Source organism: Nocardioides piscis (assembly GCF_011300215.1).
In the GTDB taxonomy this organism is placed as follows: Bacteria; Actinomycetota; Actinomycetes; order Propionibacteriales; family Nocardioidaceae; genus Nocardioides; species Nocardioides piscis.
The window spans coordinates 3,488,245-3,506,867 of sequence record NZ_CP049866.1 but is presented as its reverse complement, the minus strand read 5'-3'; the positions used below and the strand labels follow the sequence as shown (position 1 = coordinate 3,506,867).

At 69.7% G+C, this 18,623-nt stretch carries 22 protein-coding genes and 1 pseudogene; 13 read left to right on the top strand and 10 right to left on the bottom strand.

Annotation, left to right across the window (positions count from 1 at the left end; genetic code table 11):
• Positions 1-57: 57 nt before the first annotated feature.
• Positions 58-573 carry a class I SAM-dependent methyltransferase gene (locus G7071_RS17245; RefSeq protein WP_166320606.1) on the bottom strand — a complete coding sequence of 172 codons (516 nt, stop codon included), beginning with the start codon at positions 571-573 and terminating at the stop codon, positions 58-60.
• 90 nt (positions 574-663) lie between these two features.
• On the opposite strand from G7071_RS17245, the pseudogene dapB reads away from it, so the two are divergent.
• Positions 664-1,412: pseudogene (gene dapB, locus G7071_RS17240) on the top strand (4-hydroxy-tetrahydrodipicolinate reductase).
• Positions 1,413-1,512: 100 nt separating this feature from the next.
• Here the strand turns inward: dapB and G7071_RS17235 are convergent.
• The 4 genes from G7071_RS17235 to G7071_RS17220 are packed head-to-tail and all read right to left on the bottom strand — an operon-like array spanning position 1,513 to position 3,641.
• A complete protein-coding gene (locus G7071_RS17235) occupies positions 1,513-1,809 on the bottom strand; it encodes an AzlD domain-containing protein (protein WP_166320605.1) in 297 nt (98 codons plus the stop codon).
• Entirely contained in the window at positions 1,809-2,501 is a 693-nt protein-coding gene (locus tag G7071_RS17230; protein ID WP_166320604.1) for an AzlC family ABC transporter permease, read from the bottom strand. The genes G7071_RS17235 and G7071_RS17230 overlap by 1 nt, the downstream gene beginning before the upstream one ends.
• Positions 2,498-3,049: a GNAT family N-acetyltransferase gene (locus tag G7071_RS17225; RefSeq protein ID WP_166320603.1), complete on the bottom strand. Its 552-nt coding sequence runs from the start codon at positions 3,047-3,049 to the stop codon at positions 2,498-2,500. Before G7071_RS17225 ends, G7071_RS17230 begins: the two co-directional genes overlap by 4 nt.
• A gap of 7 nt (positions 3,050-3,056) precedes the next feature.
• Positions 3,057-3,641, bottom strand: a complete 585-nt coding sequence (locus tag G7071_RS17220; protein WP_166320602.1) for a DUF3043 domain-containing protein — start codon at positions 3,639-3,641, stop codon at positions 3,057-3,059.
• A 126-nt stretch (positions 3,642-3,767) separates the two neighbouring features.
• On the opposite strand from G7071_RS17220, the gene G7071_RS17215 reads away from it, so the two are divergent.
• From G7071_RS17215 to pspAB, 4 genes are read left to right on the top strand one after another with little or no spacing between them, the layout of a single operon-like run.
• Positions 3,768-4,553: a PspA/IM30 family protein gene (locus G7071_RS17215; protein ID WP_166320601.1), complete on the top strand. Its 786-nt coding sequence runs from the start codon at positions 3,768-3,770 to the stop codon at positions 4,551-4,553.
• Complete coding sequence (pspAA, locus tag G7071_RS17210; RefSeq protein ID WP_166320600.1) at positions 4,550-4,837, top strand: PspA-associated protein PspAA; 288 nt, start codon at positions 4,550-4,552, stop codon at positions 4,835-4,837. The genes G7071_RS17215 and pspAA overlap by 4 nt, the downstream gene beginning before the upstream one ends.
• Positions 4,837-5,745 (top strand): zinc metalloprotease HtpX, encoded by a 909-nt coding sequence (htpX, locus tag G7071_RS17205; RefSeq protein ID WP_166320599.1) that lies wholly within the window; start codon positions 4,837-4,839, stop codon positions 5,743-5,745. Before pspAA ends, htpX begins: the two co-directional genes overlap by 1 nt.
• Positions 5,746-5,760: 15 nt before the next feature.
• Entirely contained in the window at positions 5,761-6,330 is a 570-nt protein-coding gene (gene pspAB / locus G7071_RS17200) for a PspA-associated protein PspAB (RefSeq protein WP_166320598.1), read from the top strand.
• Positions 6,331-6,345: 15 nt separating this feature from the next.
• On the opposite strand, the gene nadA is transcribed toward pspAB, so the two are convergent.
• On the bottom strand, positions 6,346-7,530 hold the full coding sequence (gene nadA / locus G7071_RS17195) for a quinolinate synthase NadA (RefSeq protein ID WP_166320597.1): 1,185 nt from the start codon (positions 7,528-7,530) through the stop codon (positions 6,346-6,348).
• A 103-nt stretch (positions 7,531-7,633) separates the two neighbouring features.
• Between nadA and G7071_RS17190 the strand changes: the two genes are divergently transcribed.
• On the top strand, positions 7,634-8,860 hold the full coding sequence (locus G7071_RS17190) for a glucose-1-phosphate adenylyltransferase family protein (RefSeq protein WP_166320596.1): 1,227 nt from the start codon (positions 7,634-7,636) through the stop codon (positions 8,858-8,860).
• Here the strand turns inward: G7071_RS17190 and G7071_RS17185 are convergent.
• Positions 8,857-9,741 carry a GNAT family N-acetyltransferase gene (locus tag G7071_RS17185; RefSeq protein ID WP_166320595.1) on the bottom strand — a complete coding sequence of 295 codons (885 nt, stop codon included), beginning with the start codon at positions 9,739-9,741 and terminating at the stop codon, positions 8,857-8,859. The genes G7071_RS17190 and G7071_RS17185 overlap by 4 nt on opposite strands.
• A 41-nt stretch (positions 9,742-9,782) precedes the next feature.
• Here G7071_RS17185 and G7071_RS17180 point away from each other — a divergent pair, with 41 nt between their 5' ends.
• Positions 9,783-10,865, top strand: coding sequence for a glycerate kinase family protein (locus G7071_RS17180; protein ID WP_166320594.1), 1,083 nt, complete (start codon positions 9,783-9,785; stop codon positions 10,863-10,865).
• A gap of 84 nt (positions 10,866-10,949) precedes the next feature.
• Entirely contained in the window at positions 10,950-11,312 is a 363-nt protein-coding gene (erpA, locus tag G7071_RS17175) for an iron-sulfur cluster insertion protein ErpA (RefSeq protein WP_166320593.1), read from the top strand.
• A gap of 130 nt (positions 11,313-11,442) precedes the next feature.
• Here the strand turns inward: erpA and G7071_RS17170 are convergent, their stop codons facing one another.
• Positions 11,443-11,685 (bottom strand): hypothetical protein, encoded by a 243-nt coding sequence (locus G7071_RS17170; RefSeq protein ID WP_166320592.1) that lies wholly within the window; start codon positions 11,683-11,685, stop codon positions 11,443-11,445.
• 62 nt (positions 11,686-11,747) lie between these two features.
• Here G7071_RS17170 and G7071_RS17165 point away from each other — a divergent pair, with 62 nt between their 5' ends.
• Positions 11,748-12,734 (top strand): carbohydrate kinase family protein, encoded by a 987-nt coding sequence (locus G7071_RS17165; protein WP_246210130.1) that lies wholly within the window; start codon positions 11,748-11,750, stop codon positions 12,732-12,734.
• Positions 12,735-12,743: 9 nt separating this feature from the next.
• Here G7071_RS17165 and G7071_RS17160 read toward each other — a convergent pair whose 3' ends face one another.
• On the bottom strand, positions 12,744-12,980 hold the full coding sequence (locus G7071_RS17160; RefSeq protein WP_166320591.1) for a sulfurtransferase TusA family protein: 237 nt from the start codon (positions 12,978-12,980) through the stop codon (positions 12,744-12,746).
• Positions 12,977-14,119 (bottom strand): cysteine desulfurase family protein, encoded by a 1,143-nt coding sequence (locus tag G7071_RS17155; protein ID WP_246210127.1) that lies wholly within the window; start codon positions 14,117-14,119, stop codon positions 12,977-12,979. Before G7071_RS17155 ends, G7071_RS17160 begins: the two co-directional genes overlap by 4 nt.
• Positions 14,120-14,270: 151 nt before the next feature.
• Between G7071_RS17155 and ctaC the strand changes: the two genes are divergently transcribed.
• The 4 genes from ctaC to G7071_RS17135 are packed head-to-tail and all read left to right on the top strand — an operon-like array spanning position 14,271 to position 18,605.
• Complete coding sequence (ctaC, locus tag G7071_RS17150) at positions 14,271-15,194, top strand: aa3-type cytochrome oxidase subunit II (protein WP_246210121.1); 924 nt, start codon at positions 14,271-14,273, stop codon at positions 15,192-15,194.
• Positions 15,191-17,017: an aa3-type cytochrome oxidase subunit I gene (gene ctaD / locus G7071_RS17145; RefSeq protein WP_425489401.1), complete on the top strand. Its 1,827-nt coding sequence runs from the start codon at positions 15,191-15,193 to the stop codon at positions 17,015-17,017. The genes ctaC and ctaD overlap by 4 nt, the downstream gene beginning before the upstream one ends.
• Entirely contained in the window at positions 17,014-17,412 is a 399-nt protein-coding gene (locus G7071_RS17140) for a cytochrome c oxidase subunit 4 (protein WP_166320590.1), read from the top strand. The genes ctaD and G7071_RS17140 overlap by 4 nt, the downstream gene beginning before the upstream one ends.
• 32 nt (positions 17,413-17,444) lie before the next feature.
• Positions 17,445-18,605, top strand: coding sequence for a L,D-transpeptidase (locus G7071_RS17135; RefSeq protein WP_246210119.1), 1,161 nt, complete (start codon positions 17,445-17,447; stop codon positions 18,603-18,605).
• Positions 18,606-18,623: the final 18 nt, after the last annotated feature.

Genomic DNA, 18,623 nt, shown 5'->3' with positions numbered 1-18,623 from the left:
TGCGGCGGCGGGCGACAGCACAGGCCCAGGCGCACACAGGCGTACGCTGACGGCGACTCAGCGGCGCCCGATGATCCCGATCACGGCCGGAGCCTTCTGCTCCACCACCGAGACGCGGAACCCCGACTTCACGAGCGCGTCCGAGGTCTTCTTGACGATGTTGGGGACAAGGTCGGGCCGGCTGGCGTCGTAGAAGAGGTAGACCGCTCCACCGGGGACGACTCGCTCGTGGAGCAGGGCCACCTCGTCGTCGCAGGGCCGCACCCAGAACAGGTTGACGTTGAAGGCGAAGACCTTGGTCAGGCGCTTGACCGGCACCCGGAGGGTCGCCAGGTCGATCTGGCGGACCACGAGGCGGCCCGCGTCGACATAGGCCTGGTTGCGACGCTTGGTGCGGTCCACGCCCGACTCGGAGCGGTCGATGGCGAACAGCTTGCCGGTCTCGAGCTTGGCGCAGATCAGCTCGGCCCCGGCGCCGGGGCCACACCCGATCTCCAGCACCTGGTCGTTGGGCTGGATGTCCATGAGCTCGACCGCCCAACGGATGCGCGGCGGGATCGTCTGCACTGGCATGGACCACAGCCTGCCACCTCCGGGGGTGGCCGTCAGGCACCGCCACCCGTCGAGAGACGCGATCGCAGTAGGTTTGCCCCCGTGAGCGAACTGGTCAAGGTCGGGGTGCTGGGCGCCAAGGGCAAGGTGGGCACGCAGATCTGCGCAGCCTTGGAGGCGGCCGACGGCTTCGAGCTGGTCGCCCGGATCGACGTCGGCGACGACCTCGAGCAGCTGCTCTCGACCGGCGTCGAGGCGGTCGTCGACTTCACCCACCCCGACGTGGTCATGGCCAACCTGCAGTTCTGCATCGAGCACGGGATCCATGCCGTGGTCGGCACGACCGGCTTCGACGACGACCGGCTCGCGCAGCTGACCGACTGGCTGGCCGCGGGTGATGGCCGGGTCGGGGTCCTGGTCGCCCCCAACTTCTCGCTGGGCGCGATCTTGATGATGCGCTTCGCGGCGCAGGCCGCTCCCTTCTTCGAGTCCGTCGAGGTGGTCGAGCTGCACCACCCCGACAAGGCCGACGCACCGTCCGGCACTGCTCGCCGAACCGCCCAGCTGATCGCCCAGGCTCGTCGGGAGGCAGGAAGCGCGCCGATGCCCGACGCCACCTCCTCCGGCCTTGACGGCGCCCGGGGGCCGACGTGGACGGGGTCCGGGTCCACGCGCTGAGGGCCCGCGGGCTCGTCGCCCACCAGGAGGTCGTCCTCGGTGGGCCGGGGGAGACCCTGACGATCCGCCACGACTCGATGGACCGGGCGTCGTTCGCCCCAGGCGTGCTCACCGGCCTTCGCGAGGTCGCCGACCATCCCGGTCTCACGGTCGGGCTGGAGCACTTCCTGCCGCTGGACTGAGGGGCCGGCTGCAGCACGCCGTGGCGCCCCCCCCACCCTCCCCCCCACCCTCCGTTCGCGCGCAGCCCGGGTCAGTCTGCAGCCTGGAGCGGCTGGAGGCTCAGAGCATCCGGACGAACGCGGCCACCGCCGCCGCGCCGATCACGACCACGAGGAACGGCGCACGCAGCAGCAGTGCCGCCAACGCGAAGGTCAGGCCGGCCGTGCGGGCGTCGACCGTCAACGAGGCGCCCGAGGACCAGGTCTGGACGGCGATGAGCGCCGCCAGCAACGCGACCGGGATGACGTCAGCGATCCGTGCGACCACCGGGTGCGCAAGCACCCGTTCCGGCAGCGACAGGCCCGCGAGCTTGAGGGCGTAGCAGCCCACCGCCGCCACCCCGATCGCCAGCCACATCAGCGGCCACCGCCCGGCTTCGCCAGCACCCCTGCGAGCAGTGCCACGCCGGCCGCGGCCAGCACGGGCACACCGGCGGCGGTGACGGGCACCAGGCCCAGCGCCACGGCGGCGGCCAGGACAGCCACGACCTGTGCACGACGCTCGACGAGGCGTGGCCACAGCAGCGCCAGGAACGCAGCCCCAACGGCCGCGTCCAGGCCGTAGGCGCGGGGGTCGCCCATCGCCGTACCAGCCAGGGCGCCAGCGAGGGTCGCGGCGTTCCACAGGACGAAGACGGCCAACCCGGTGGTGAGGAAGCCGAGCCGGGCTGCCGGGACGCTGCCGCGGTTGAGGGCCATCGCGGTCGACTCGTCGATCAGGATCTGGGCCGCCGCCGCCCGTCGCAGGCCCTGCCACTGCAGCAGCGGCGCGAGACGCAGGCCGTAGAGCGCGTTGCGGGTGCCCAGGAGGACTGCAGCCATCGCCCCGCTGAGCGGGGCGCCGCCGGCCGCCACGACGCCCACGAGCGCGAACTGCGAGGCGCCGGTGAACACCAGCAGCGACAGTGCGCAGGCCTGCAACACGCTCAACCCTCCGCCGACCGCAACTGCGCCGAACGAGATGCCATAGGCCCCGGTGGCCACTCCGACGGCGATGCCGTCGCGGACGATGCCCGCGCGTATGGCGCTGGGCAGCCCTGCGCCGCTCATGCTCCGATCGCGGTGTGCAGCCTGATCTGCTTGACGCGCGTCGCCCCGGTGCCGTCGAGGTCGAGCTCGCGATGTGCGCCGTCGGGTGCCCAGCCGGCCTCGGTGAGGAAACGACGCTGGTCGTCGTCGCTGGCCACGACCCAGGTCACCGCTCGGCGAAACCGGTCTGCGACCAGGGTGTCGACGGCCGCCTGGAGCAGCCGTGAGCCGTGGCCCTTGCGACGCTCGACCGGGTCGAGAGTGAGCTCGCTGAGCTCCCCGTCGACGACAGGGTCGGCGTCGGGGTCCGCTGCGGCACCGGTGAGCACGAACCCGGTGACCCGGTTGCGCTCGAGGGCCACCAGCACCCGGCTACGGGCGTCCTCCGGCTTGACCAAAGACGCTCGCCAGGCCGCCGCGACCGGCTCGGGGTCGCTCGGCAGCGTGTCAGCGGGGAGGACGTCGGCATACAGGACCTGCCACGCCCGCACCTGGACGGCCGCGATCGCCTCGGCGTCGTCGGCCCAGGCCACGCGGACCGAGACGTCGGCAGTCGGGGGAGTCGTCATCGGGCCCTCAGCGGTAGTGCTCTGGGAGGGTCTGCCCGATCTTGACCTGTGCCTTGGGCAGGCGCATGAACTTCATCTGCAGCGCCCGCATGATGGCGTAGTAGGTCGTGCCCTTGGTCGGCTCGTCGGGGAAGCGGCGGGCCAGCTCCCGCCGCAGTCGGAACCGCATCAGGAACAGGTCGAACGCAACCAGGAGGACCGTGCCGAGCAGGACGCTGTTGCCGATGCCGACGAGGTAGGGGCTGCCGGAGTAGCCCAGGAGCAGGGTCACGATCAGCAGCGGGACCATCAGCTCGACGAAGGAGAAGCGCGAGTCGACGAAGTCCCGGATGAAGCGGCGGACCGGCCCCTTGTCGCGGGGGAGGAGGTAGCGCTCGTCGCCGGCCTTCATCCCTGCACGCACGGTCTTGCTCGACTCGGACTTCCCGGCGCGCTGAGCTGCGAGCTGCTCGCGCCGGCTCCGCGGCGCCTTTGCCCGTGCCCGGGCCGCGGCCTGGGCCTCCTTGCGGGTCGGCGTCGGCCGGCCCTTGCCTCCCGGCTTGTCCACGACGGGGGCGGGCGGGGCACTGGGGGACTTGAACCGAGCGAACACTTGCTGCCTCTGCGTTGGATGAGCGAGCCACTGACTGGTGCTCAGCCTACCGGCGCCTGTCACTGCTTTGTGTTTGGTCCTAGGGTGAAGGCAGCGACCCCGAGCGTGACTGAGGAGAATGCGTCCATGAGTGTGATGAAGCGCCTGAGCCTGATCTTCCATTCGAAGGCCAACAAGGCTCTCGACCGCGCCGAGGACCCACGCGAGACCCTCGACTACAGCTATCAGCGTCAGCTCGAGCTGTTGAGCAAGGTACGCCGAGGCGTCGCCGACGTCGCCACCAGCCGCAAGCGCGTGGAGCTGCAGGTCAAGCAGCTCGAGCAGCAGGCGGCCAAGCTGCAGGGACAGGCCGAGAAGGCGATTGCCGCCGACCGCGAGGACCTCGCTCGCGAGGCCCTGACGCGCAAGTCCGGCATCACCCAGCAGATCCAGGACCTCCAGGGCCAGCACGCCAACCTGCAGGCCGAGGAGGAGAAGCTCGTCCTCTCCCAGCAGCGGCTCCAGACCAAGGTCGAGGCGTTCCGCACCCGCAAGGAGACGATCAAGGCCAACTACACCGCGGCCGAGGCGCAGACCCGCATCGGCGAGGCGATGTCCGGCATCGGCGAGGAGATGGGCGACGTCGGTCTGGCCATCCAGCGCGCCGAGGACAAGACGGCCCAGATGCAGGCACGCGCAGGAGCCATCGACGAGCTGATCGCCTCGGGCGCGCTCGACGACGCCTCCTCGATCAACGCCGGTGACGACATCGCCCGAGAGCTCGACGCCCTCAGCTCCACCTCCGACGTCGAGAGCGAGCTCGCGCGGCTCAAGGGCGCCAGCAAGCCGCACGAGCTCGAGCAGGGTGACGACATCCTCGCCCCCGAGCAGCAGTCCGCGCAGCGCGAGACCGACAACGGGGGCCGGGCATGATCGTCCGGATCCTCGGCGAGGGGCAGTACGACCTCGACGACCACGCGCTCGACGCGCTCAACGGCCTCGACACCCAGATCGAGCTCGCCATCGAGCACGGCGACGAAGAGATGTTCCGCACGGCCCTCGACGGCCTCCTGGCGAGCGTCCGCTCCAGCGGCACCCACCACGAGCTCGACAGCCTCGACGAGTCCGACCTGATCCTGCCGCCGGGTGACGCCACCCTCGACGAGGTGCGGCAGATGCTCGGCGACGAGGGACTCATCCCCGGCCGAGCTGAGTAGTGGCGCGGTCCCGCTTCATCAAGGACACCGGTCTGACGGTCCGGATGACGTCCGTCATGTTCCTGCTCGGGGCCCTGTTCGTCGCCCTCGTCGTCACACTGATGTATTTCTTCAGTGGCTATGCCCCGATCATCGCCGTCGTCGCGATCGGCTTTGCGTTCTACCAGTGGTGGTCCTCGGACAAGATGGCGATGCGCGCCATGCGGGCCCGCGAGGTGACGCCCGAGGAGGCGCCCGAGCTGCACGGCATGATCGACCGGCTGTGCGCCCTGGCCGACATGCCCAAGCCGCGCGTCGGTGTCGCGGACATGGCGCTGCCCAACGCCTTCGCTACCGGGCGATCGCCTGACAGGTCGGTGGTGTGCGTGACCACCGGGATCCTCGACGTCCTGGATGCCGAGGAGCTCGAGGCGGTGCTGGCCCACGAGCTGAGCCACGTCGCACACCGCGACGTACTCGTGATGACCCTGGCCTCCTCGGCCGGCATCCTGGCCGGGATGCTGACCCGTGGCGCCCAGTTCGGCGGTATCTCGCGTGCCGGCCGTGGCAACAACGGCGCCCTCCCCGCACTGCTGGTCGCGCTGGTGGTGAGCCTGGTCGTCTATGCCGTCAGCTTTGTGCTGCTCCGGCTGCTCTCGCGCTACCGCGAGCTGTGTGCCGACCGCTCCGCGGCCTACCTGACGATGAAGCCGCAGGCCCTGGCGTCGGCGCTGACCAAGATCTCCGGGGGTGTCGGCGCGATCCCGCAGAAGGACCTGCGCGCCAACAGCGCCGTCAACTCCCTCTTCATCGTGCCCGCCGTGGCGGGTGTCTCGCTCAAGACGCTCACCGCCACCCACCCGTCGCTCGAGCAGCGACTCGGCCAGCTGGCCCGCATCCAGGCCGAGCTCGGCCGACCGATCTCCTAGGACGAGGGGGCGAGGATGGGTTGGCTCGACGCCGTGACCGGCCGTCGCAAGCGCGTCGGCAACGACCTCGACGCGCTCTTCGGAGTCCCCGGTGCGGCGCTCACCCTCCAGACCGCGGCCGGATGGACGCCGACCGGACAGGGCTCGGTCTGCTACCGCGCAGCCGCGGGCGCGGCCTTCGCGCAGACCCAGGCCGACATCACCGCGCTGATCCAGGACGACCCGCAGGCGCCCGACGTGGAGGTGACGCGCGATCCGTTCGGCTTCACCTGGCTGGTCGTGCAGGGCGATCCTGACGATCTCTCCGGCCTCTGCACCGACCTGCACGCTGTCAACAGCAGTCTCGAGGCGCAGGGCTTCGCCGATGGGCTGCTGTGCTCGATGGTGACCTTCGTCGGGCACGGTCGCACCGTGGGGCTGGTCTACCTCTACAAGCGCGGCACCTTCTACGCCTTCGCGCCGACCGGGCCCCACCAGCGCGACAACCTGACCGAGATCGCGATCCGAGACCAGCTCGCCGGCGAGCTGCCGATGGAGCCGGACCTGCAGAAGTGGCTGGCCCTGTGGGACGCCCCCGGCCTGTGAACCGGCTCGCCGGTCTCAGTCCCGGTGGGACTTGCCCGGCAGGTCGAGCATCCGCTGGAGCGCGACCAGGGCGTGGGCCTCGGTCTCGTCGTCGACGTCGATCTGGTTGACCACCTCGCCACGGACCAGCGACTCCATCGCCCAGACGAAGTGGGGCAGGTCGATGCGGTTCATCGTCGAGCAGTAGCAGACGTTGCGGTCGAGGAAGACGATGTTCTTGTCCGGGTGGGCGTCGGCGAGCCGCTGGACGAGGTTGAGCTCGGTCCCGATCGCCCAGGTCGACCCGGGCTCGGCCGCCTCGATGGTCTTGATGATGAACTCGGTCGAGCCGACCAGGTCGGCCTTGAGGACGACCTCGTGGGTGCACTCGGGGTGGACCAGGATGTGGATCCCCTCGTGCTTGGCACGGAGCTCGTCGATCACGTCGGTGGTGAAGCGCCCGTGGACCGAGCAGTGCCCCTTCCACAGGATCATCTTCGCGCCCTGCAGCTGCTCGACGCTCAGCCCGCCACCCGGCAGGAGCGGGTTCCACACGACGCAGTCGTCGAGCGTCATCCCCATCTTCAGCACGGCGGTGTTGCGGCCGAGGTGCTGGTCGGGGAAGAAGAGGACCTTGCCGCCACCCTCGACGTCCGCCTTCTGGTCGAACGCCCACTCCAGGGCCACGTCGGCGTTGGACGAGGTGCAGACCACGCCGCCGTTGCGGCCGCAGAAGGCCTTGATGTCGGCCGAGGAGTTCATGTAGGTGACCGGCACGATGTTGTCCTGCAGGCCGGCGGCAGCCATCGCGTCCCAGGCGTCCTCGACCTGGCTCAGTCGCGCCATGTCGGCCATCGAGCACCCGGCCGACAGGTCGGGCAGGATCACGGCCTGGTCGTCGGAGGTCAGGATGTCGGCCGACTCGGCCATGAAGTGCACGCCGCAGAAGACGATGAACTCGGCGGCCGGCCGGGCTGCCGCGTCTCGGGCGAGCTTGAACGAGTCGCCGGTGACATCGGCGAACTGGATGACCTCGTCGCGCTGGTAGTGGTGACCCAGCACGAAGACCCGTTCGCCGAGCGCCTCCTTGGCGGCGATCGCGCGGGCGACGAGGTCGGGGTCGGAGGCGGCCGGGAGGTCTCCGAGACACTCGACGCCACGCTCGGCCGTGAGGTCACGGCCCTTGCCGAGGGGGAGGAGCGGCAGGTCGACGAGGCTCATGACCCCATCCTAGGTCGACGGCAATGGTCGGTTGCAGGTGCGTGCGAAGGTGTGGGGGCAACGCCCGGCGACGGCCGGCGCCCCGGCACGAGGAGGTTCGACGATGGTTCGACGCGGTGAGGTGCTGGCGGTGGTCCAGGCCGGGGGACAGGGCGGACGGATGGACGTCCTGACCCGCGAGCGCGCCAAGCCCGCACTGCCCTACGGCGGTGTGCACCGACTCGTCGACTTCGCCCTGTCCGGGCTCGTCCATGCAGACCTGTCCGACGTCTGGGTGTCCCTCGAATACCAGGTGACCTCGATCGACGAATACCTCTCCGGTGGACGCCCGTGGTCCCTGGACCGCAACCGTGGAGGCTTCCGGCGGATCGTGCCCCAGACGGGCACCGGCCCGGCGACCGAGAGCGGCTTCGCCCACGGCAACGGCGACCTGCTGCTGAGGATGGCCGCAGACCTCGACGCCTTCGGTGCCCCCACGCTGGTGGTCTGCAGCGCCGACCACGTCTTCAACATGGACCTGGCGCCCGTGATCGAGGACCACGTCGCGCAGGGGCGCGTCGCCACGGTCCTCACCAGCGAGGTGAGCAAGAAGGACGCCGCCGACAACGTCGTGGTCCTGGCTCGGCGCGACGGGACGATCACGCAGGTCGAGCACAAGCCGTCGCGGCCCTCCTCGGGCACGGTGGCCACGGAGGTCTTCATCTATGACACCGCCGTCCTCCTCGACACGCTGCGCACCCTGCGAGGTGAGCTGGCGGGGGACCAGGAGGGCGACGACAGCGGTCTGGGCGACTTCGCGGAGCACCTGCTCCCGCGGTTGATCGAGACCGGGAAGGCCGCCGCCGTACCCATGACCGGTTATTGGCGTGATGTCGGCCAACCCGGCCTCTACCTCCAGTCCCACCGCGACCTGCTGGCCGGTCGGGTGGACGTGTTCGACCACGTTGAGCGCCCCGTCATCGCGCACTGGCCCGATCGTTCGGCTGCCAGGGTCCGCGCCTCGGCGTCGCTGCACGACTCGTTGATCTCGCCCGGGTGTGACATCGCGGGTGAGGTCGTGGGCAGCGTGCTCGGGCCCGGAGTGGTCGTCGAGAAGGGGGCAGTGGTCCGCGACAGCGTGGTCATGGACGACTGCGTCGTGCGTGCAGGCGCCGTGGTGCACACATCGGTGCTCGACGAACGGTGCGAGGTGCTGCCCGGTGCCCGGGTCGGCGCTGCCCCGACCGCTCGCATCGCGCGTGACGACGACCTCGTGCTCGTGGGTCGCGACTCCCGGGTCGCTGGTGCACTCGCGGCAGGCGCTCGGCTCGAGCCCGGCACGGAGTCCTAGAGCAACGAGCCGTGGTGGAGATAGGGCGACGGCGGTCTCATCCCGCGCAGGCACAGATATCCGCTCTGGTGCACGGACAGCCGCGCCTCGAGGGCCACGTCGAGTGCCCATTGGTTGACGGCCGTGACGTGCCGGATGGCCACTGTCGTGCCCGGCGCTGACGAGGCGATCGCCTCCCAGGTGACCTTCTGCGCCGTACGCCGACTGGTGGCCGCCACCAGGACCGGTGACCCGACGTCGTCGACGTAGGCGTAGCCGGCACTGTTGCTCCGCTCGCTCACGATCAGCCGGTGTTGCTCGAGGAGCACCTCGTGGTCCGACAGGTGGGCCGAGCCCCGGGTCTGCCGGTCGATGGAGTTGAGCAGGTCGACGTCACCGGCCGAGCCCTCGCGCACCCCGCCGACGTCCGGGATCGCCGCCCGGTCGACGACGCCGCTGGCGAACATCTGCGGGTGGAGGGTGAAGCCGGCCAGGCGATATCGGCGTGCGGCGGCGGGGTCGGCGCTGGCCGCCAGCATCCCGCGCAGGCACCCGCGACCGTGGCTCATGGCGGCGGCGAGCAGCTGGGTGCCGACCCCCTGGCCCTGGTGGTCGGGGCGTACGGCGAACGACGCCAGGATCCACATCAGCTCCCGTTCGCGGGAGATGGCGCCGCCGATGACCTCCCCGTCGGCCTCGGCCACCCAGCAGCCCCCGGGATCGGTGGCCACGGTGTGCTGTGTGCGTCGGACCCATCCCTGGTTGCGCGACTCCGAGCGAGGGCTGGGGTCGGGCCAGCCACGCTGATAGGTCCTCGCGTCCACCTCGTAGTAGCTCTGGGTGGTGATCGAGGCGAGGTCCGAGACGTCGTCGGGACGCGCCGGCCGGATCAGCGTGGTCATGGCTACATCCTTGTCGGGGATGCGTCGGCCATGATGACGACATGCGCGTCCTGATCGCTCCAGACAAGTTCGCCGGCACCCTGACGGCCGTCGAGGCGGCTGAGGCGATCGCCACCGGCTGGGCGCGCCGAGCCCCCGACGACTCGCTCGACCTCGCACCGATGGCCGACGGGGGACCGGGGTTCGTCGACGTCCTCCACGCAGCCCTGGGTGGGGAGCTGCTCGGGGTCACGGTGGAGGCGCCGCACGGGGAGCGGGTGCCCGCGGCGATCCTGTTCGTCGAGGACGTCGCCTACGTCGAGACCGCCCAGGCCGTCGGGTTGCACCTCATCGACGGTGGCGCCGAGTTCGGCTCGAGCAACGGGGTCGGCGAGCTGATCCTCGCCGCGGTCGAGTCAGGGGCCCGGAAGGTCGTCGTGGGGCTGGGCGGCTCCGGCACCAACGACGGCGGCGCGGGCGTGCTGGCCGCGCTGGGAGCGACGTCCGACGGGATCCTCGACAGCGGGGCGGTCGCGCTCGACACGGTGACGCAGGTCGACCTGACTCCCGCTCGCGCCCGGCTCGCGGGCGTCGAGCTGGTGGCGGCGACCGACGTCGACAACCCGCTGACGGGACTCTTCGGGGCCACCAAGACGTTCGGGCCGCAGAAGGGGATCGAGGAGTCGCGCATCGCGGAGGTGGACGGGTGGCTCGAGACCTTCGCCGCAGCCACCGATCGGCGTACGTCCCTGGAGAAGGGCGCCGGAGCCGCCGGTGGCATCGGGTTCGCGCTGCTTGCGCTCGGTGCCACCCGCAGGCCGGGGATCGCGCTCGTCGCCGAGCACGTCCGGCTCGCCGCGCGCGCCCGGCAGGCAGACCTGGTGATCACCGGAGAGGGTGCCTTCGACTTCTCCAGCCGCTCGGGGAAGGTCCCCTACGGTGTCGCCGAGATCGCGGCCGACGCCCTGCGCCCCTGCGTGGCCCTCGCCGGTCAGGTGCTCGTCGGCTCTCGCGAGATGCGCGCCCTGGGCATCGAGTCGGCCTACTCCCTGGTCGACCTGGTGGGGGAGCAGCGGGCCTTCGACGACCCGGCCGGGTCGCTCGCCGACCTAGCGGAGCGCACCGCTCGGACCTGGTCGCGCTGAGGAGGACCGATCCGGTCGGGGAATATCCCTGCGTGTGCGACCATTGAGGAAGGCAACCGCCCATCGACCTTTTGGGAGCACCACATGACCGAGCAGCTCGAGACCAGCACCGACCGCCGCACCGACCAGATCAACCTGAGCGACGTCGCCGCGACCAAGGTCAAGAGCCTCCTCGAGCAGGAGGGTCGTGACGACCTGGCCCTGCGCATCTCCGTGCAGCCCGGCGGCTGCTCGGGCCTGCGCTACCAGCTCTTCTTCGACGAGCGCACCCTTGACGGCGACGTCACCACCGACTTCGACGGCGTCACCGTGGTCGTCGACCGGATGAGCGTCCCCTACCTCAACGGCGCGATGATCGACTTCGTCGACTCGATCGAGAAGCAGGGCTTCACGATCGACAACCCCAACGCCAGTGGCTCCTGCGCCTGCGGCGACTCGTTCAACTGATCGAGGCAGCGGCTCACGCAGCCGTCGGAGGGCGACCCCCGGTCGCGACTCTCCGCCACGCCTGACCAGACACGACGAAGGCCCCGTCCATCATGGACGGGGCCTTCGTCGTGAGCTCGACTGTGGGAGGTCAGTCGAGGTGCAGGTGGAGCGCGCCGGCGAGCCGGGCGGTTGCCTCGTCGACCTTGATCTCACGCTTGGTGACCTCGGCCGGGTAGTCCTCGAAGTGGATGCTGGGGGGCGTGCTCACGGCCGCTCGCGCGACCCGCTCGAGACGCAGGTTGGACCCGACGGCACGGCAGTCGGCGGCCAGCTCGGAGGCGGTGGGGAGCTCGTCGTGGGTGAGGTGCGATGCAGGGGTGAAGGGGGTCATGCGGTCGACGTTATTGGCTACTGACAGGTATCCCGAGCTGTACCGCCGGGTAGTGTGCGCGGGTGCCTCTCCTGATTGCCGCCTCCATCGCGACCGACCACCTGATGTCCTTCCCCGGCAAGTTCGCCGACAGCCTGGTCGTGGACCAGCTCGACAAGCTCTCGGTGTCGTTCCTGGTCGATGACCTGGAGGTCCGGCGGGGCGGGTGCGCCGCCAACATCTGCTTCGGTCTCGGCAACCTGGGGCTCAACCCCGTCCTGGTGGGCGCGGTGGGTGAGGACTTCGCCGACTACCGGGCCTGGCTCGAGCGCCACAACGTCGACTGCGACTCGGTCCATGTCTCGGAGACTCGCCACACCGCCCGCTTCGTCTGCACCAACGACAGCTCGCACGCACAGATCGCCAGCTTCTATCCCGGTGCCATGAGCGAGTCCCGCGAGATCGAGCTCAAGCCGATCGTCGACCGCGTGGGCGCACCCGACTACGTGCTCATCGGCCCCGACGACCCGCAGGGGATGCTGCGTCACACCGACGAGTGTCGCCAGCGCGGCTATCGCTTCGTCGCCGACCCTTCCCAGCAGCTGGCCTTCGGCGACGGCGAGCTGATCCGTTCGCTCATCGACGGCGCCGAGATCCTCTTCTCCAACGAGTACGAAGCCTCGCTGATCACGCAGAAGACCGGTTGGTCACGTGAGGACGTGCTCTCCCGCGTCGGCACCTGGGTCGTGACGATGGGCCCCGCGGGCGTGCGCGTCGACAGCAACAGTGCGGAGTCGTTCACGGTGCCGGCCGTGCCGGAGATCGAGAAGATCGAGCCGACCGGTGTCGGTGACGCCTTCCGTGCGGGTTTCCTCGCAGCCCTCGGCTGGGGCCTGGGCCACGAGCGGGCAGCCCAGCTGGGCTGCCTGTTGGCCGTCTACGTCGTCGAGCAGGTCGGCACCCAGGAATACGTCCTGTCGCGGGCTGCCTTCCTCGAGCGGTTCACCTCGACGTACGGCGCCGACGCCACCGCGGACATCGAGCCGCACCTCAAGACGCTGCACCCCTGAGGCGCGCCGTCAGCTGACGCGACGCACCAGGAACCGCGGCGCCCCGTCGGCAGCGCTGTCGGCGCCGACGTAGTCCTGGCCACGCAGACGGCACCACGCCGGGACGTCGACGCGGGCGGCGACGTCGTGAGCGACGACGCCCACGACCTGGCCGATCGCCACGTCCCCGATGTGTCGCGCCAGCTCGATGATCGGCATCGGGCACAGCAGGTCGCGGCAGTCCAGCTCGAGGTCCGGCTCGGTCACTGCCCCACCCTCGCCCTGAGGTGGGCGACAACGCCGGGCAGCGCGTCGCAGAAGGCGTCGACCTGAGCCCGGTCGGCGTCGCGCTGCAGGGCGAGCCGGACGTTGCCGTGCGTGAGCACGCCCATCGCTGCCAGCACGTGGCTCGGGGCCAGCGTGGACGAGGTGCAGGCCGAGCCGCTCGCGATCCCGAAGCCGCGTCGGTCGAGCTCGAGCACCAGCGCCTCACCGTCGACATAGAGGCAGGAGAAGGTCACCAGGTGGGGCAGTCGGGCCTCCGGGTCGCCCACGACCTCCACATCGGGCACCTCGGCAGCGACGCGGGCGCGGACCACGTCGATCAGCTCGCGGTGGCGGGCGTTGACCTCGTCGCGCTCCGCCACCACCGCCTGCAGTGCTGCCGCGGCGGCCAGGATGGCCGGCACGTTCTCGAAGCCGACCGTGCGCTCGTCGACACGGTCGTCGACGGGGAACGGGTTGCGCCAGCGAGCGCCCTTGCGCACCAGCATCACACCCACACCGGCCGGGCCGCCCCACTTGTGGGCCGAACCGGCTGCGGCCGCCCAGCCTCCGGGCAGGGGGAGGCGTCCCATCGAGGCGCAGGCATCGGTGAAGACAGGGACGTCGTCGGGGAGCTCGAGCCCGCCGACCGGCTGCAGGGTGCCCACCTCGTGGTTGGCCGTCTGGACCGCGACGACGCCGACCTCCGGGGCGATCGCCTCCTGCTCCAGGTCGCTGCCGAGGACACGGCCCAACCGGTCGCACGGCACGTCGACCCCGCGGGCACCCCACCGGATCGCGTGCAGCACTGCCGAGTGCTCGACCGCCGTGTGGACCACGACGTCTCCTCGGCGCGACCCCTTCACCAGTCCCAGGAGCCCGCGGTGCACGGCGTCGGTCCCGCTCGCGGTGAAGGAGACCTCGTCAGGACGTACGCCGAGCGCAGCCGCCGTGGCCTCGCGAGCGTTGTCCAGGAGCAGCCGAGCGTCCCGGGCCGAGCCGTGGAGCCGGCGTGGATCGGCGTACCCGCGCTCGAGGGCCGCCAAGAAGGTGTCCCGCGCGGCTGGATGCAGCGGCGTCGACGACGCGGCGTCGAGATCGGCTGCTCGCCCGGAGCCCGAGCCGGTCGCAGGGTTGGTCACCAGCCGAACGTAGACCATCGAAGCCGCAGCGCAGCCCGAGCCCGCCCGCACCCGCATTGTGCTGCCCGACACCCGACCCGCCACCGCGTCGGACGGTGAATGACGATAGTGTTCGCTGTTGTCGAGACTGGACACACAGAGAGGCTCGTCAGTGGGTCTGCAACTCCCCGATCGTGCAGCCGCGCCCGTGCGCCGGCTTGCGAAGGGTGCGCTCCTTGGTGCGACGCTGCTCTTCCTGAGCGCATGCGACGCAACCGACAAGGATCAGATCGCGCGCCTGGCCATGCCCGAGCCCGCAACGGCGCAAGCCCCCTACACCTTTGAGCTGTGGAAGTGGGCCTGGGTCGCCGCGATGGTCACCGGCGTCATCGTCTGGGGCCTGATCTTCTGGGCGGTGGTGAAGTATCGCCGGCGCAGTGACGACGAGATCCCCGTGCAGACGCGCTACAACCTGCCCCTGGAGATCTTCTACACGATCGCCCCGATCATGATGGTGATCGTCTTCTTCTACTGGACCGTCCAGGTCCAGAACGAGGTGATCGCCCTCGAGCCCGAGCCCGACGTGACCATCGAGGTCGTCGGACAGCAGTGGTCGTGGACCTTCAACCACGGCGTCGGCTCGCCCACCGGGTCGCCGACACCGGACACGGTGAAGGAGGACTACCGCTACGACGAATACGTCTACACCGTGGGTGAGAGCACCAACCCGCCCACGCTGGTCCTGCCGGTCGACCGCTCGGTGCAGTTCAACCTGCACTCGCCCGACGTGATCCACTCGTTCGGCGTCGACTCCTTCCTGATGAAGATGGACGTCATCCCCGGTCGGGTCAACGCCTTCCAGGTGACACCCACCCGCATCGGTGACTACGCCGGCAAGTGCTTCGAGCTCTGCGGTGTCGACCACTCGCGGATGCTCTTCGACGTCAAGGTGGTCAGCCAGGCTGACTACGACTCCTACCTCGCCGAGCTCGCCGAGATGGGCAACGAGGCCGACACGCCGCTGCTCGGTGGCGCCGAGGCCCGCACCCAGGCCGGACTGGCCGAGGACGACGACCAGGAAGGGAGCCAGGAGTGACCGCCACCGCGACCCCCGGCACCACGACGGCCCCCAGGACCGGCAAGACCCTGGGCCAGCAGCTGGTCCGGATCATGACGACCACCGACCACAAGCTGATCGGGAAGATGTACCTGATCACCTCGTTCGCGTGGTTCATGGTCGGCGGCCTGATGGCCATGCTGATCCGCTCCGAGCTGGCCTTCCCGGGCAACCAGGTCGTCAACGACGAGCTCTACAACCAGCTGTTCACCATGCACGGCACGATCATGCTGCTGCTGTTCGCGACGCCGTTGTTCTTCGGCTTCGCCAACGTGATCATGCCGCTCCAGATCGGTTCTCCGGACGTCGCGTTCCCGCGGCTCAACATGTTCAGCTACTGGCTCTTCCTCTTCGGTGGCCTGATCGCTGCGTCCGGCTTCCTGACCCCGGGCGGGGCAGCTGACTTCGGCTGGTTCGCCTACACACCGCTCTCCGACTCGGTGCGCTCACCGGGCGCGGGTGGCGACCTGTGGATCATGGGTCTGTGGATGGCCGGTCTCGGCACGATCCTCGGTGCGGTCAACTTCATCACCACGATCATCTGCATGCGCGCCCCCGGCATGACGATGTTCCGGATGCCGATCTTCGTGTGGAACACGCTGATCACGTCGCTGCTGGTGCTGATCGCGTTCCCGATCCTGGCCGGGGCGCTGCTGTCCCTCGAGGCCGACCGGATCCTGGGTGCCCACGTCTTCGACACGAGCCACGGCGGCCCGATCCTGTGGCAGCACCTCTTCTGGTTCTTCGGTCACCCCGAGGTCTACATCATCGCCCTGCCGTTCTTCGGCATCGTCTCGGAGATCCTGCCGGTCTTCAGCCGCAAGCCGCTCTTCGGCTACGTCGGCCTCGTCGGTGCCACGCTCGGCATCGCGATCCTCTCGGTCGCGGTGTGGGCCCACCACATGTTCGTCACCGGGGCGGTGGACCTGCCGTTCTTCTCCGGCATGACCTTCTTGATCGCGGTGCCCACCGGAGTGAAGTTCTTCAACTGGATCGGCACGATGTGGGGCGGATCTCTGTCCTTCGACACCCCGATGCTCTGGTCGATCGGCTTCCTCACCACCTTCCTCTTCGGCGGCCTGACCGGTGTCATCCTCGCCAGCCCGCCCCTGGACTTCCACGTGTCCGACTCCTACTTCGTGGTCGCCCACTTCCACTACGTCGTCTTCGGCACCGTGGTGTTCGCGATGTTCGCCGGCTTCTACTTCTGGTGGCCGAAGATGACGGGCCGGATGCTCGACGAGCGCCTCGGCAAGCTGCACTTCTGGCTGCTGTTCGTCGGCTTCCACACGACCTTCCTGGTCCAGCACTGGCTGGGTGTCGAGGGCATGCCGCGGCGCTACGCCGACTACCTCGTGGCCGACGGGTTCACCTCGCTCAACCAGGTGTCCACGATCGGTGCGTTCCTCCTCGGTGCCTCGACCCTGCCGTTCCTCTACAACGTCTTCGTCTCCCGCAACGCTCCGCTCGTCGGGGTCGACGACCCGTGGGGCTGGGGCCGTTCGCTGGAGTGGGCCACGAGCTCCCCGCCGCCGCGCCACAACTTCGTGTCCATCCCGCGAATCCGCTCTGAGTCGCCGGCCTTCGACCTGCACCACCCGGAGATCGCCATGCTCGAGCTCAGCGAGAACGACGCGGAGCGCCGCGGCGAGCCGGCCGATGCCCCCGCCGTCGAGGGCCGTCAGGCGATGCTGCAGGACCGGATCGAGGGCGACCTCGTGGACGGCAACCCCGAGAGCCACGCGGATCGCGCCGCTCAGCAGGGCGATGAGCCCACCAACCCCGATGGGAGCGTGCGATGAAGCAGGAAACCTGGATGTTCGTGGTGTGCACGGCCTTCTTCGTGCTCGTCACCCCGGCCTACTGGTTCATCACCGGCGACTGGACCGGCACCTCGGCGCTCACGATGACCGCCCTGCTGACGCTCATGGTCGCTCTCTACCTCGGCGTCCACGCTGCCCGGATGGACCCGCGCCCCGAGGACCGCAAGGACGGCGAGATCGCCGATGGTGCCGGTGAGCTGGGCTTCTTCCCGCCCTACTCCTGGTGGCCGCTGTGGTGCGCCCTGACGCTGTCGACCTGCGTGTTCGCCGTCGCCATGCAGACCTGGTGGCTGTTCATCATCGGCGGCGCCATCGGCATAGTGACCCTCAGCGGCTGGATCTTCGAGTACTACCGCGGAGAGCACGCCCACTGAGGTCGCTCCCGCATCGTCACCACCGCGTCCTCGTGGCTCTTGCCACGGGGACGTTGGTGATGTCGCTCGTCTCGTGCCAGGTCGACCACGAGAATCGTGGTCCGGAGGCCCGCCAGGGTGTGTCCTCAGGCCGTCCTGACCCGGTCCGGCTGACGGCCAACGTGGGTGACCTCGCCGCCGTACCCGTCGCGAAGGCGCTGGAGATCTCGGCGCCCGGCGGCGGTCTGCAGCGCCTTGCGGTGGCGACCAGGGGTGGTCACCGGCTGCGTGGTGTCCTCGAGGGCGACGTATGGCGCCTGACCTCCCGACTCGAGCCCGGCACCGACTACGTCGCCCGCGCCACGGCCGTGCGCAGCGACGGAGAGCGCGTGGAGCGGGTGCTCGAGTTCCGCACCCAGGACCTCTCGCTGGACCAGCAGACCTATGCGTCCGTGGCTCCACTGGCAGGCGAGACCGTCGGGGTCGGCATGCCGGTCATCGTCTCCTTCGACCTGCCGGTCACCGACAGGGCCGCGTTCGAGCGACACATGCGTGTGTCGAGCACCCCGTCCCAACCCGGGTCGTGGCACTGGCTGAGCGACAACGAGGCCCACTGGCGCCCCAAGACGTATTGGCAGGCCGGGACCGAGGTGTCGGTCGACATCGACGTCAACTCGGTGCCGGCCGGCAACGGTGTGTTCGGCCAGGAGAGTCGCTCGGTCGACTTCCGGGTGGGCGCTGCCAATGTCTACAAGGTCGACGCCCGGAGCCACCGGATGCAGGTCTTCTCCGGCGGCGAGCTGCTGCGAACGATCCCGATCACCACGGGCAAGGCTGGTTTCATCACCCGGTCCGGCGTCAAGGTGGTCATGGAGAAGTTCGCCGAGAAGCGGATGAACTCCGAGACGGTCGGCATCGCCAGTGACGACCCGGAGGCCTACGACATCGACGACGTCCAGTGGGCGATGCGTCTGACCCACAGCGGCGAGTTCATCCACGCCGCCCCGTGGTCGGTGGGCTCCCAGGGCAGCGCCAACGTCTCGCACGGCTGCACCGGACTGTCCACCCAGGACGCGGCGTGGCTCTACGCCATGTCCAAGCGGGGTGACGTCGTCGAATACACGGGCACCGACCGCTGGATGACGCTCGAGAACGGGTATGGCGACTGGAACGTCTCCTTCGACGACTACCGGAACGGCTCCGCCTTGAGCTGACCCGGCAGATGATGTGCC

Excerpts from the sequence above, each read along its gene's own strand:
- G7071_RS17245 (WP_166320606.1), bottom strand. The coding sequence starts at position 573 with ATGCCAGTGCAGACGATCCCGCCGCGCATCCGTTGGGCGGTCGAGCTC.
- G7071_RS17235 (WP_166320605.1), bottom strand. The coding sequence starts at position 1,809 with ATGTGGCTGGCGATCGGGGTGGCGGCGGTGGGCTGCTACGCCCTCAAG.
- G7071_RS17230 (WP_166320604.1), bottom strand. The coding sequence starts at position 2,501 with ATGAGCGGCGCAGGGCTGCCCAGCGCCATACGCGCGGGCATCGTCCGC.
- G7071_RS17225 (WP_166320603.1), bottom strand. The coding sequence starts at position 3,049 with ATGACGACTCCCCCGACTGCCGACGTCTCGGTCCGCGTGGCCTGGGCC.
- G7071_RS17215 (WP_166320601.1), top strand. The coding sequence starts at position 3,768 with ATGAGTGTGATGAAGCGCCTGAGCCTGATCTTCCATTCGAAGGCCAAC.
- pspAA (WP_166320600.1), top strand. The coding sequence starts at position 4,550 with ATGATCGTCCGGATCCTCGGCGAGGGGCAGTACGACCTCGACGACCAC.
- pspAB (WP_166320598.1), top strand. The coding sequence starts at position 5,761 with ATGGGTTGGCTCGACGCCGTGACCGGCCGTCGCAAGCGCGTCGGCAAC.
- nadA (WP_166320597.1), bottom strand. The coding sequence starts at position 7,530 with ATGAGCCTCGTCGACCTGCCGCTCCTCCCCCTCGGCAAGGGCCGTGAC.
- G7071_RS17190 (WP_166320596.1), top strand. The coding sequence starts at position 7,634 with ATGGTTCGACGCGGTGAGGTGCTGGCGGTGGTCCAGGCCGGGGGACAG.
- G7071_RS17185 (WP_166320595.1), bottom strand. The coding sequence starts at position 9,741 with ATGACCACGCTGATCCGGCCGGCGCGTCCCGACGACGTCTCGGACCTC.
- G7071_RS17180 (WP_166320594.1), top strand. The coding sequence starts at position 9,783 with ATGCGCGTCCTGATCGCTCCAGACAAGTTCGCCGGCACCCTGACGGCC.
- erpA (WP_166320593.1), top strand. The coding sequence starts at position 10,950 with ATGACCGAGCAGCTCGAGACCAGCACCGACCGCCGCACCGACCAGATC.
- G7071_RS17170 (WP_166320592.1), bottom strand. The coding sequence starts at position 11,685 with ATGACCCCCTTCACCCCTGCATCGCACCTCACCCACGACGAGCTCCCC.
- G7071_RS17140 (WP_166320590.1), top strand. The coding sequence starts at position 17,014 with ATGAAGCAGGAAACCTGGATGTTCGTGGTGTGCACGGCCTTCTTCGTG.